Source organism: Parabacteroides sp. MSK.9.14, from assembly GCF_019041495.1.
GTDB lineage: Bacteria > Bacteroidota > Bacteroidia > Bacteroidales > Tannerellaceae > Parabacteroides > Parabacteroides merdae.
In genome coordinates this window covers 56,793-69,225 of sequence record NZ_JAHPXO010000002.1, presented here as the reverse complement: position 1 = coordinate 69,225, position 12,433 = coordinate 56,793, and the positions used below count along the sequence as shown (strand labels likewise).

The following is a 12,433-nucleotide window of genomic DNA, read 5'->3' as shown; positions in this document are numbered from 1 at the left end:
ACGTCTGTGAAAGGGATGTAAGGCGTTAGTTTAAAAATAGATAGAAAGAGAATTGCAATCCTTTGGTAATGCATTTTTTAACATTTTAGGCATTCTGTTTTTACCTTTTTTGTGTAAATATTAAATTAAAAGGCGCGTTATTTGTGATATTAAAACGAGAGATTTATTGATATGAGGAAGTCTACGATTTGGTTGCTTGCGGTGGTGATGGCTTTTGCTTTTGCCGGTTTGCTTTTTTTGCAAGTAAAATATGTAAGTATCATACTCAAGAAAAGTAGCGAGCAGTTCAATGAAACAGTCAAACGATCGATGCACCAAGTCTCGAAAAATCTGGAGCTTGATGAAACGGCCCGGTATCTGGAAGAAGATCTCAGCCGTGACGAGGCCAACAATTACCTATACCAGAACGAACAGAGCAGTCTTGGCGGTGGAATCATCACTGAGAAAAAATACAAGATGCAGTTCACTAATGCCGATGGAACTGTAGAACATATCGAGTTTCATAGCGATATCCGGACACGCAAGTTTGAACCGCTTTCTTCGCTGGGCAGCAATAAAGTACCTAACAGCATCGTTAGTACGTCAAAAGATTTGCAGCAAACGCTGAAACGTCGTTATCAGTACCAAAGCGGGTTGTTTAACGAAGTGATCTTGAATATCTTGCATACGGCAAACCTGAAGCCGATCGAAGAAAGGATAGATTTTAAAAAGCTGAATAATTACTTAAAATCAGAATTTGTTAACAACGGATTGAACCTGCCGTTCGTCTTTGCTGTTATTAACAAAGACGGAAAGATCGTCTATCAGAACGGGGATATTCCTCCTGTATCAGACGTGATTCAACAGGTGCTGTTCCCCAACGATCCTCCTTCGAAGCAGAATTACCTGAAAGTGTATTTCCCGACGAAGGGTGATTATATTTCAAGTTCTGTAACATTTATCGTACCGTCAATCATCTTCTCGCTGATACTTTTGGTAACGTTTATCTTTACCATTTATATCGTGTTCCGTCAGAAGCGACTTTCGGAAATGAAGAATGATTTTATCAACAATATGACGCACGAACTGAAGACACCGGTTTCGACCATCTCGCTTGCCGCACAAATGTTGAAAGATTCGGACATCACGAAGAGCCCTGATGTGTTCAAGCATATCTCCGGGGTGATCAACGACGAGACGAAACGATTGGGCTTCCTGGTGGAAAAGGTGCTGCAAATGTCGCTGTTCGAACGCCAGAAAGCAGCCCTCAAGCTGAAGGAGGTGGATGCGAACGATTTACTGGCAAGCGTTGCCAATACATTCGCCCTGAAGGTCGAGAAGTATGACGGCACGATCGACATCGACCTGCAGGCGGAAGATTCGGACATCTACGTGGATGAGATGCACATCACGAACGTACTGTTCAACCTGCTGGACAACGCCGTGAAGTATCGCCGCCTCGAAGTGCCGCTGACACTGATGTGCCGCACCTGGAACGAGAACGGCAAGTTGTTGATATCGATCGAGGACAACGGCATCGGGATCAAGAAAGAATACCTCAAGAAAGTATTCGACCGCTTCTTCCGCGTGCCGACAGGAAACGTACACGACGTGAAAGGGTTCGGACTCGGACTTGCTTACGTCCGTAAAATAGTAGAGGACCATAAAGGTACGATACGTGCCGAAGTGGGAACCGGAAATGTAGGAACAAAATTTATTATTACTTTACCTCTTATAAAAAGTTAGTTATGGAAGAAAAACTAAAAATCTTCTTTTGCGAAGACGACGAAAACCTGGGTATGCTATTAAGAGAATACTTGCAGGCAAAAGGTTATGTGACTGACCTCTTCTCCGATGGAGAAGCCGGTTACAAAGGTTTCACCAAAGGCAAATATGACCTTTGCGTACTTGACGTGATGATGCCGAAAAAAGACGGCTTCACGCTGGCTCAGGAAATCCGTTCTATCAACCCTGATATCCCTGTTATCTTCCTTACGGCCAAGACTATGAAGGAAGATATCCTGGAAGGTTTCAAAATCGGTGCGGATGATTATCTGACGAAACCTTTCAGCATGGAAGAGCTCTTGCTCCGTATCGAAGCGATCCTTCGCCGCGTGAAAGGCAAGAAAATGAAAGATATTCCTTTCTACAAGTTAGGAAACTTCTTGTTCGATACCCAGAAACAGACACTGGCTATCGGCGACAAGGTTACGAAGCTGACAACTAAGGAATGCGAACTTCTGAGTCTCCTTTGTGCACATGCAAATGAAATATTGGAACGTAATTATGCACTGAAGACTATCTGGGTAGACGATAACTACTTCAATGCCCGTAGCATGGATGTATATATCACGAAACTTCGCAAGCTGTTGAAGGATGATCCGGGAATCGAAATCATCAACATTCACGGTAAGGGCTACAAGCTGATCACTCCTTCCGGAGAAGAAGCAGCCCGTGAAGAAGGCATTCAGGTTCTTTAATCAGAGCTTAACAGGACGCAAACTACACGGACAAGCGCAGAGTAACGCAGATGTCATTATCTATAAAGGATAAGTCTGCGTTACTTTGCGCTTTTTCACTATATTTGTGTGCAATTAAATAACGATATGATGAACGATAGACCGCTTATTCTGATTACAAACGATGACGGCGTTGAAGCCAAGGGGATAAAAGAACTCACCGAGTGCCTCCGGGACCTTGGGGACATTGTGGTTTTCGCTCCCGACGGGCCCCGTTCGGGAATGGCAAGCGCGATCACTTCGCTCGTGCCGATCAAGTATACATTGGTGAGGAAAGAAAAAGGACTGACGGTTTATAGCTGTACCGGGACTCCGGTCGATTGTGTGAAACTGGCCATCAACGAGGTGTTGGAGCGCAAGCCTGACCTGTTGGCCTCCGGGATCAATCATGGTGGCAACCATGCCATCTGCATCCAGTATTCCGGTACGATGGGGGCAGCTGCCGAAGGATGCGTGTTCGGTATTCCTTCGATGGGCGTGTCGCTCTTGGATCATCGTGCGGATGCCGACTTTGCCGAGAGCTGCCGTTTAGGGCGCATGCTTGCACGGCGGATCATAAAAGAAGGATTGCCGCATGGCACTTATCTGAATCTGAACGTTCCCAATGTCCCGAACGTAAAAGGGATGAAGGTATGCCGGCAGGCGGACGGGCGCTGGACCAATGAATTCAAACGCTCGGAAAACGCAGCGGGCGAACCTGTCTTCTGGCTTGCCGGTGCATTCGAGAATGCCAAGCCGATCCATGCCGATAACGACACGTTGGCGCTCGACAGCGGCTACGCCTCGCTTGTTCCTTGCAAGATAGATGTGACGGACTATGATTTTTTAGCACAGCTAAAAAATCAGTTGAAAGTTGAGAGTTGAAAATTGAAAGTTGGAAATAGATAACGTGAAATTATTCCGGTTCCAGCTTACTTTATTCTCTTGATCTTTGCAACTCTCAACTCTCAACTTTCAACTTTCAACTGAAAAAATATGAAATATTTTTTAATAGCGGGCGAAGCTTCCGGTGATCTGCATGCCTCCAACCTGATGGCAGCACTGAAGAAGCAGGATGCCGAAGCGGATTTTCGTTTCCTGGGCGGCGATCTTATGCAGGCAGTCGGAGGGACGCTGGTGAAGCATTATAGGGATATGGCTTTCATGGGCTTTATCCCCGTACTGCTCAATCTCCGTACGATCCTGAACAACATGAAAGCCTGCCAGGAGGAAATCCGGCAGTACAGGCCCGATGTGGTGATCCTGATCGATTATCCGGGGTTCAATTTGAAGATAGCCAAATATGTAAAGACGCAGTTGGGACTGCCTGTCTACTATTATATTTCACCTAAGATATGGGCTTGGAAACAGTATCGTATCAAGGATTTCCGTCGCTACGTGGACCGGATGTTCTGCATCCTGCCTTTCGAAGTGGAGTTTTTCCGCAATCTCGACTATCCGGTGGACTATGTGGGCAATCCTTCGGTCGATTCGGTTGCCTGCTATAGGGAGAAACAGGCGGCCGGACCTGATACATTCCGTGAGGACGAACAGTTGGACGAACGCCCCGTATTGGCGCTGTTGGCAGGCAGCCGCCGTCAGGAGATCAAAGACAACCTTCCGACCATGCTGAAGGTGGCAGCCGCTTATCCGGGCCACCAGCCTGTGATTGCCGGTGCTCCCGGCTTGGAACCGGAATATTACAGGCAATATATCGGCGACGCGGATGTGAAGATCGTGTTCGGCAAAACCTATCCTCTCCTCAGTCATAGTGATGCGGCGTTGGTTACATCGGGGACGGCTACGCTTGAGACATCGCTTTTCCGTGTGCCGCAAGTCGTCTGCTATTATGTCGCGGCCGGCCGGCTGGCAAGTTTTATTTTCCGCCATTTCTTCCATACGAAATACATTTCGCTGGTCAATCTGATAGCCGGACGCGAAGTGGTGCAGGAGCTGTTCGGTGTCCGATTTTCGTATGACCAGATACATGATGAGTTAGGACGTGTCTTGAACGATCATGCCTACCGTAGACGCATGCTCGACGGCTATGACGAGATGATCCGCCTGCTTGGAAAACCGGGTGCTTCCCGGCGTACAGCGGAGCTTATCTATCAATCACTGAAGCATTAACATTTTTTGTAAACAGTCTTTGCAGCATTTGCAGAGTGTTTATCATCTTCTTTTTTAGAAAGAAAAATAAACAAATTAGATACATGTTATGAAGACGTTGAAAAGTTTTATGCTATTGGTTGGAATCTTGTTAGGTTCTACAGTTTTTTATTCATGTTTGGATGACGACGACTCTTACAGCGAATTTTGGAGAGATAGTGTCCAGGCTATTGTAACGGTAAAACCATTGAGTGATAATTCTTACTATATGCAGCTCGACGACAGTACGACGCTGTTCCCGACAAACTCATATGTGCCTGAGAATTTGAAAGAAATTCGTGCGTTCGTTGTCTATAAGAACGACGAGAAGAAGACTGAAGGCTATGATCAGTCTGTTCAATTGTTAAGAATGGATACCCTTCTGACCAAACCGATCGCTCCTGACCTGGGATCGGAAAATGATTCCTATTACGGAACGGACATGCTGGCCTTGAATGGCGGTAGCATTTGGTCTAAGAACGGAGTGTGGATCGAGGACGGATATATCACGTTCGATTTCTATATTCAAAGAGGTTACAACGACAATGTCAAGCATTTCCTGAACCTGGTACAGACAAACAGTGCCGATCCGTATGAATTGGAGTTCCGTCATAACGCTTATGGCAATATCGACTCGTCCCTCAGACCTTCGGCCGGCTTGGTGTCCTTCAAGCTGGATAAGTTGCCGAGTACGGAAGGCAAGACGGTGAAGTTGAAGATCAAATATAAATCTTTCGCCTCGAACGACTATAATACCGTCGAGTTGGATTACAAATCAAAAGATACGGGAGATACAGAAGAATAATAACCTTCCCACATAACTTTTATTTTTATCATTTAGTTCAGGGAGAGAGGCATCGGGATGATGCCTTTCTTTTTGTGTACCCTATAGCTTTTGATGTAAAAGGTTATAGGCTTTTTCTTGGAAAGCTATAGATCCTTTTCAGGTATGTGCTATCTTTTTTGCTTTTTCTTGCCGGAAAGATGCAACGTTTCTCCGGATGCCCTCGTTTATATATATGAAAATGGAAGAAACAAATGTACATCTGATCGAGGAGTGTCGGCGTGGTAACCGGACTGCACAGCTCGCCCTTTACAAGCAATTTGCACAGCGGCTGTATGTCGCCTGTCTGCGTATTGTCGGCAACGTGTCGGAGGCGGAGGAGGCGATGCAGGATTCTTTCCTGAAAATATTCACCCGCCTGGACCAGTATCGGGATGGACAATGTTTCGAAGCATGGATGCACCGTATAGCTGTTCATACAGCCATTGATTACGTGCGCCGACAGACGCCTGACTGGGAAGAGCTCTCGGATGACTACACCGAACCCGACGACGACGGGCCGGATGAGGAAGAAATCCGTTATTCGGTTGCCCAAGTGAAGGAAGCCTGCAAGAAACTGCCGGCCGGCTATCGCGTGATCCTCTCGCTCTACCTCTTTGAGGGATATGATATGGAAGAGATTGCCTCCATCCTGAAGATCCGGCCGTCGAGCGTACGCAGCCAGTATCTCCGGGCAAAGCGTAAATTGTTGGACATAATAGCAGCAAATAAAGAAAATGGATAAACTGAAGAATTTCATAGACACGAACCGGGAAGCATTTGAAGACGACCTGTTACCTGAAGGCCACTTCGAACGCTTCGAGCAGAAGCTGGCTGTTCCGCGCAAAAGCCGGGCTACGTTATATAGCCTTTGCACTTTTGCCGCGGCAGCTTGCATCGCCCTGCTGTTCCTCTTCAAACTGCCGGGTGGCACGCCTTTGCCTACTCAGCCAAGGCAGGTGGTCACAGGCCAGCATGCCTGCGAGGTGAAAGAGGAGATAGAGGAACTTCGTCTCTACTACAATATGCAGATGAGTGATATCATCTCACAGATGCAGGCGATGTACAAACTGCAACGGACTCCTGGAACGGAGGAACTCTTGAAAGAGACAAAACGTGTCCTGACAGACAATTATATGTTCGAAGAAACGGTCCTTCCGACTCTGCCTTGCTCCAATGCCGGCCTTTATGCCATGAACCTGCATTACAGTACCAGCTTGGAAAGTCTCAACATCATGTTGAAACAGATGGAGAATATGGAAGATTTCAACAGGAATAGTAAACAATAAACACGTTAATCAACACATAAAACAATTTATCAACACATGAAAACAGCTTATCAACACACCAAGAAGGGACAATCCTGCTTTTTACGGGCCGGTCTGTTGATGCTCCTGGTTTTGTTTTGCAGCGTATCCGGTTGGGCTGCCAAACAGGAAAGCATCAAGAAAAAGGAAATCAACAAAAGCTTCAATGTCGGTAAAAACGACATCTTGCAAGTGGACAACCGTTACGGAAACATTACGGTTACGCATTGGAGCAAGAGCGAAGTCTCCATCCGTGTCGTGATCGAGGCGAAAGCCCGTAATGACGAAAAGGCGCAGGCTATCATCGACCGTGTCAACATACGGATGGAAAAGATGGGCAATACGGTTTCGGCCGTTACAAGCCTGAGGTCGCAAAACGGGAATGGAGGCTCTAACGAATCCTTCACCATCAACTACTATGTCAATATGCCGTCTGAACTGACGTGCGACCTGACACAGAAGTACGGCAATATCATCATGCCGGAAAACAATAAGGGAAAATGCGATCTGCATGTCAAATACGGCAATCTCAATGGCGGTAATTTCACGGGACCTCTCAGCATCGACGTGCAATATGGCAATATGGATATCTCCGATGTCGACAACGCCACTTTGGACCTGGCCTATTGCGGCAAATCCTCTATCCGCAACGGCTCGCAACTGAATATCGACAGCAAGTACTCCAACCTCAGTCTCGGAAATGTCCGGAAGATGAACACTGAAGCCAAATACGGCGACATCCATATCGACAGGCTGGACAACGGCTATATGGAACTGAAGTACGGAAATTGCAAGATCGACGAGCTGAAACAGGGCATCACCGTCGACGAACTGAGCTACAGCACGCTTACCATCAAGGATCTTGCCAGCAACTTCGATAAGGTCAATGTGGATGCCCGCTACGGTAATCTGAACATTTATATCGATGTGAACGCCTCCTTCCGTGTCGTTGCCAACAATATGAAATACGGCAATTGCAAGGTTCAAGGCGGATTCAATATCCAACGTCGTAATCAGGACGAAAACTCGGTCGGTTTCGATAGCCGCGACGACCAAAGGAACAAAAACAACTACACCCTCGATGTCAACAACGGTAAAAACGGCCGTATCAATTTCGAAGGAAACAGTTATAGCAACATAAAGGTGATGGCAAAATAATCCCTGCCGCCCTGTATCGGACAAATGAAAGAAGCCCCGGTATCCAAGCGATACCGGGGCTTTCTTATTTTGATAAAAGGAACGACTGCTTAGTCAAGTTCTTTGATAGTGATGTTACGATACCAAACGTCGTCTCCGTGGTCCTGGAAACCGATGAAACCTTCTTTGTTTTCACCACCGCAGTTCAGCAACAGTTCGTAAGCCAACGGCCATTTGTCTTTGCTGAATTTGCTGTTATCCAACATTTCCTTCCACTGCTGTGTCCACAAATGATATTCAACAACCGGTTCATCGTTCTGATAGTGAACTACCGTACCTTTGTAGCACATGATCTTGCCTTTGTTCCATTCACCGAACGGTTTAGAGTTCTGAGGCTTAGCCGGGATCATGTCATACAGGGAAGCAGACTGGCGGTTGCCGTCTTTACCCAACTTGGCGTCCGGATGGTTTGCATTGTCGAGTACCTGATATTCAGGAGCAGAGATATAAGAAGGCTGTCCTTCGACTTCCTGGATCATATACAGTACGCCGGAGTTTGAACCTTTACCTACTTTCCATTCGAATTCAAATTCATAGTTTTTGAATTTGTGAGCGAAAACCAAGTCGCCACCATCTTTAGCACCAGCTTCACCTGCACCGGATCCTTTGATATGGATCGTACCGTCTACCACTTCCCAGGCAGCAGGCACATCCGTACGGCCGTAGCCTCTCCATCCATTGAAAGATTTACCGTCGAACAAAGTGACTTTGCCATCGGCATCTTTCGGGAAAGTAGACAGGTCGACAGTAGGCAGATCGTTCATGAGTTTGTATTCAGGAACGGCAGCTTCTGTCTTTGCCTCTTCTGCAGGAGCAGCAGCTTCTTCTGTTTTTTTACCACCGCTACAAGATGTGAAATAACACATCATAATTGCGGCACTTGCTAATAATACTGACTTTTTCATTCTATTTATTTGTTTAAAACTAATTATCTCGGCATATCAGGCAACTTCCAGCCCTGACGATAGTTATGCTTGATCATTTCGGCAGCATACTGTTTTGCATTGACAGGATCTGTCCAGTCTTTTGCAAATGACGGGTGTCCGTCCTTGATTGTGAAACCATCCTTGATACAAGTCTTGATCATTTCGTTATCGCCGATGTTGGTGAACTGCATGTTGTTGCCGTCCCATTTCAATGTACGGTGCAAACCTTGCAGGCGGACTGCCAATACCCCCATCACGATCATTTCGTTGAACGGACCAGCTTCCAAGAAGTTTGATTTTGTCTGTACGCGGTTAGATGCACTTTCTTTACAAGCACGAACCCAGTCCATTTCATGGTTCTTAACGCGACGGCATACTTTTGGTGCGTTAGGAACACGACCGGACAGCAAGAACGGCTGTTGGCCGTAGCAACCGCAAACCAACGTATCTTTTGTTCCGTGGAAGATTGTCAAACCACCACCAGGACCCATCAGTTCTTTACCCTCAGGGAAGCCTTCCGGGCGGTTCGGCATCATACCGCCGTCATACCAGTGCACTTCTACTTCCGGCATAGCCAGTTTTGGCATGTTTTCACGAGCCGGGAAAATGAATTTAACGTGCTGTGCGTTAGGCGCGCAATCACGGAGCAATAGGGTAGAGGAGGCTTCAACGCTTGTAGGATAGCCTAATTTCAATGCTTTAAATGCAGTGTGCATAATGTGGCAGGCCATATCGCCTAAGGCTCCTGTACCGTATGTCCACCATCCGCGCCAGTTCCAAGGGTGGTAGATTTTGTTGAACGGTTTCAATTCTGCCGGACCAGTAAACAAATCCCAGTTCAGAGTAGAAGGAATCTTGTCTGCTTTTTCCGGAGTATTCAAACCCTGCGGCCAGATAGGACGGTCTGTAGCACATTCTACTTTTGTGATGTCACCGATTTCACCGTTCCAGATCCATTCGCAAACCAAGTCGGTTCCTTCAGCTGAAGAACCTTGGTTACCCATCTGGGTTGCTACATTAGTAGAAGCTGCCAACTTGGTCAGCAAACGAGATTCGTATACTGAATGGGTCAACGGTTTTTGACAGTATACGTGTTTGCCTAATGTCATGGCATCAGCCGTGATCATGGCATGAGTATGATCGGCAGTTGCGATGATGACAGCATCGATGGATTTACCCATTTCGTCATACATCTTACGATAATCCCAATATTTTTTTGCATTCGGATGTTCTTCAAAAGTGCCTTTTGCATACTTCCAGTCAACATCGCAGAGCGCTACGATATTTTCTGTGTTCTTTACATTATTAATGTTGGCATGTCCCATACCGCCGATACCGACAGCGGCAATGTTCAACTTATCAGTCGGAGCTACATATCCGTGAGATTTTCCCAGGATGGAACCCGGAACGATTGAGAAAGCTGCAGCAGCTGCGGCTCCTCTTTGAAGAAATGATCTTCTTGAAATGTTCGACATAGTAATAATTTTTTATAGATTAGCACTTAATTATAATATTCGATGTGATTTCTTGTCTTATAAAAACACAAACTGGCACAAATATAGCCAATGCAGAAGTAACGGCAAGTCTTCCTTTCGGCTTTCTTCTTTAAAATAGTTTTTTTTAACAGAGGTTATAGATAAAGTCTATTTTTCCATAAATAATATCTATGCTTTTAGGGGAAAACATTTTGACGCTTTCCCTATATTTGTATAGAAAGAAAACTTATTCATCCAATCTCTTGTTATTAAAGTACGATACCGATATGAAAAGGGAGCCTGTATACATACGAATATATCATTTTTATCTGGAAGGATTTCGCGAAATGAAGCTGGGTAAGACGTTGTGGCTAATCATATTGGTCAAGCTCTTCATCATGTTTTTTATCTTAAAACTGTTTTTCTTTCCTAATTATTTAGGAAAGTTGGATGGAGATTCGGCTAAGGAAGAACACGTTTCGGGTGAATTGATCAATAGAGCAATTACTCCTTAAATTATATAATTTATGATCGCAAGCATTGACACATCTTTGATTGACTGGTCAAGAGCGCAATTCGCTCTCACTGCCATGTATCATTGGCTGTTCGTGCCCCTGACACTGGGGCTCGGCGTTATACAGGCCATCATGGAGACCATCTATTACAAAACAGGTAACGAGTTCTGGAAAAAGACAGCGCAGTTCTGGATGAAACTGTTTGGTATTAACTTCGCTATCGGTGTTGCCACCGGGCTGATCCTCGAATTCGAATTCGGAACGAACTGGTCTAACTACAGTTGGTTTGTAGGAGACATCTTCGGAGCTCCCCTTGCTATCGAAGGAATTCTGGCGTTCTTTATGGAAGCGACTTTTATAGCCGTGATGTTTTTCGGTTGGGACAAGGTGAGCAAACGCTTCCACTTGGCTTCCACCTGGCTGACGATCATAGGAGCAACTCTTTCCGCCCTTTGGATCCTGATCGCCAATGCGTGGATGCAATATCCGGTAGGTATGCATTTTAATCCGGACACTGTGCGTAACGAGATGTTCGATTTCTGGGCGGTGGCCTTATCTCCTGTCGCCATCAACAAATTCTTCCATACCGTACTTTCCGGATGGATCGTGGGAGCCGTCTTCGTGATGGGTGTCAGCAGTTGGTATCTGTTGAAAAAGCGGGAGACGGAGTTCTCGCTCGAAAGCATCAAGGTCGGTGCGATTTTCGGACTGGTCGCTTCCATACTTATTGTATGGACGGGTGATGGTTCGGCTTACCAGGTCGCCCAGAAACAGCCGATGAAGTTGGCTGCGATGGAGGGCTTGTACGAAGGGGGCAACGGAACAGGTCTGGTTGCCATCGGCCTGCTGAATCCCGACAAGACGAGTTATAAAGATAATGTAAATCCTTTCATCTTCGATATCAAGATTCCGAAACTGCTCTCCTTCCTTGCCGAACGCGATGTGGATGCATACGTTCCCGGCATCGTCAACCTGATAGAAGGCGGTTATACGACCAATAAAGGAACGGTTGCCCTTTCTGCTGCCGAGAAGATCGAGAAGGGGAGGATTGCCATCCAAGCTCTTGCTGATTATCGCAAGGCGGTAAAGGACAAAGACCAGGTGGCTGCGGAGCAAGCCCGTAGCCTGTTGGACGAGAACTTCGCTTATTTCGGATACGGGTACATTAAAGATCCTGCCGACCTGGTTCCTCATGTCGGCCTCACTTTCTATTCATTCCGCGTCATGGTGCTCCTGGGCGGATATTTTATTCTGCTATTCATCGTTGCTTTGATCTGGAGCAAAAAGAACAAGTTTGCCGATGCCCGCTGGTTGCAATGGTCGAGCCTGTGGACGATTCCTCTGGCCTACATCGCCGGGCAGGCGGGGTGGATCGTGGCCGAAGTGGGACGTCAGCCGTGGGCTATCCAGGACATCCTGCCGACAGGCGCATCCGTGTCCAAGCTGGCCACTTCATCGGTACAGACGACCTTCTTCGTCTTCCTGTTTCTCTTTACCGTCCTGCTTATTGCGGAGATCGGTATTATGGTGAAGGCGATCAAGAAAGGGCCTTCGGTGAATTAAGA

The 12,433-nt window shown here is 46.5% G+C and carries 12 protein-coding genes; 10 read left to right on the top strand and 2 right to left on the bottom strand.

What is annotated here, in order from left to right; translation table 11 throughout:
* Window positions 1-171: 171 nt before the first annotated feature.
* From KTG12_RS01515 to KTG12_RS01480, 8 genes are all read left to right on the top strand, one after another.
* Entirely contained in the window at window positions 172-1,725 is a 1,554-nt protein-coding gene (locus KTG12_RS01515; RefSeq protein WP_005634269.1) for a sensor histidine kinase KdpD, read from the top strand.
* A gap of 2 nt (window positions 1,726-1,727) precedes the next feature.
* Window positions 1,728-2,459: a response regulator transcription factor gene (locus KTG12_RS01510; RefSeq protein ID WP_005634267.1), complete on the top strand. Its 732-nt coding sequence runs from the start codon at window positions 1,728-1,730 to the stop codon at window positions 2,457-2,459.
* Window positions 2,460-2,585: 126 nt separating this feature from the next.
* Window positions 2,586-3,362 carry a 5'/3'-nucleotidase SurE gene (gene surE / locus KTG12_RS01505; protein WP_173022971.1) on the top strand — a complete coding sequence of 259 codons (777 nt, stop codon included), beginning with the start codon at window positions 2,586-2,588 and terminating at the stop codon, window positions 3,360-3,362.
* A gap of 111 nt (window positions 3,363-3,473) precedes the next feature.
* Window positions 3,474-4,607, top strand: a complete 1,134-nt coding sequence (gene lpxB / locus KTG12_RS01500) for a lipid-A-disaccharide synthase (protein ID WP_155143454.1) — start codon at window positions 3,474-3,476, stop codon at window positions 4,605-4,607.
* Between the two features lie 88 nt (window positions 4,608-4,695).
* Window positions 4,696-5,430 (top strand): NigD-like protein, encoded by a 735-nt coding sequence (locus KTG12_RS01495; protein WP_122298213.1) that lies wholly within the window; start codon window positions 4,696-4,698, stop codon window positions 5,428-5,430.
* Window positions 5,431-5,644: 214 nt separating this feature from the next.
* The gene (locus KTG12_RS01490; RefSeq protein ID WP_122131633.1) at window positions 5,645-6,193 is read left to right on the top strand and encodes an RNA polymerase sigma factor; all 549 of its coding nucleotides are present in this window, start codon (window positions 5,645-5,647) and stop codon (window positions 6,191-6,193) included.
* Entirely contained in the window at window positions 6,186-6,737 is a 552-nt protein-coding gene (locus KTG12_RS01485; RefSeq protein WP_122203971.1) for a hypothetical protein, read from the top strand. Before KTG12_RS01490 ends, KTG12_RS01485 begins: the two co-directional genes overlap by 8 nt.
* A gap of 36 nt (window positions 6,738-6,773) precedes the next feature.
* On the top strand, window positions 6,774-7,913 hold the full coding sequence (locus KTG12_RS01480) for a hypothetical protein (RefSeq protein ID WP_022322923.1): 1,140 nt from the start codon (window positions 6,774-6,776) through the stop codon (window positions 7,911-7,913).
* A gap of 89 nt (window positions 7,914-8,002) precedes the next feature.
* Here KTG12_RS01480 and KTG12_RS01475 read toward each other — a convergent pair whose 3' ends face one another.
* Entirely contained in the window at window positions 8,003-8,857 is an 855-nt protein-coding gene (locus KTG12_RS01475) for a DUF1080 domain-containing protein (RefSeq protein ID WP_005634251.1), read from the bottom strand.
* Window positions 8,858-8,880: 23 nt separating this feature from the next.
* Window positions 8,881-10,353 carry a Gfo/Idh/MocA family protein gene (locus tag KTG12_RS01470; RefSeq protein ID WP_005634249.1) on the bottom strand — a complete coding sequence of 491 codons (1,473 nt, stop codon included), beginning with the start codon at window positions 10,351-10,353 and terminating at the stop codon, window positions 8,881-8,883.
* Window positions 10,354-10,640: 287 nt separating this feature from the next.
* On the opposite strand from KTG12_RS01470, the gene KTG12_RS01465 reads away from it, so the two are divergent.
* Complete coding sequence (locus KTG12_RS01465) at window positions 10,641-10,868, top strand: DUF4492 domain-containing protein (RefSeq protein ID WP_036723905.1); 228 nt, start codon at window positions 10,641-10,643, stop codon at window positions 10,866-10,868.
* Window positions 10,869-10,880: 12 nt separating this feature from the next.
* Complete coding sequence (locus tag KTG12_RS01460; protein ID WP_155143456.1) at window positions 10,881-12,431, top strand: cytochrome ubiquinol oxidase subunit I; 1,551 nt, start codon at window positions 10,881-10,883, stop codon at window positions 12,429-12,431.
* Window positions 12,432-12,433 lie beyond the last annotated feature (2 nt).

What these genes read in the sequence shown, in the direction of transcription:
- KTG12_RS01480 (WP_022322923.1), top strand. Translation starts at nt 6,774, where the DNA reads ATGAAAACAGCTTATCAACACACCAAGAAGGGACAATCCTGCTTTTTA.
- KTG12_RS01490 (WP_122131633.1), top strand. Translation starts at nt 5,645, where the DNA reads ATGAAAATGGAAGAAACAAATGTACATCTGATCGAGGAGTGTCGGCGT.
- KTG12_RS01470 (WP_005634249.1), bottom strand. Translation starts at nt 10,353, where the DNA reads ATGTCGAACATTTCAAGAAGATCATTTCTTCAAAGAGGAGCCGCAGCT.
- KTG12_RS01465 (WP_036723905.1), top strand. Translation starts at nt 10,641, where the DNA reads ATGAAAAGGGAGCCTGTATACATACGAATATATCATTTTTATCTGGAA.
- KTG12_RS01475 (WP_005634251.1), bottom strand. Translation starts at nt 8,857, where the DNA reads ATGAAAAAGTCAGTATTATTAGCAAGTGCCGCAATTATGATGTGTTAT.
- lpxB (WP_155143454.1), top strand. Translation starts at nt 3,474, where the DNA reads ATGAAATATTTTTTAATAGCGGGCGAAGCTTCCGGTGATCTGCATGCC.
- KTG12_RS01510 (WP_005634267.1), top strand. Translation starts at nt 1,728, where the DNA reads ATGGAAGAAAAACTAAAAATCTTCTTTTGCGAAGACGACGAAAACCTG.
- KTG12_RS01485 (WP_122203971.1), top strand. Translation starts at nt 6,186, where the DNA reads ATGGATAAACTGAAGAATTTCATAGACACGAACCGGGAAGCATTTGAA.
- KTG12_RS01495 (WP_122298213.1), top strand. Translation starts at nt 4,696, where the DNA reads ATGAAGACGTTGAAAAGTTTTATGCTATTGGTTGGAATCTTGTTAGGT.
- surE (WP_173022971.1), top strand. Translation starts at nt 2,586, where the DNA reads ATGATGAACGATAGACCGCTTATTCTGATTACAAACGATGACGGCGTT.
- KTG12_RS01460 (WP_155143456.1), top strand. Translation starts at nt 10,881, where the DNA reads ATGATCGCAAGCATTGACACATCTTTGATTGACTGGTCAAGAGCGCAA.
- KTG12_RS01515 (WP_005634269.1), top strand. Translation starts at nt 172, where the DNA reads ATGAGGAAGTCTACGATTTGGTTGCTTGCGGTGGTGATGGCTTTTGCT.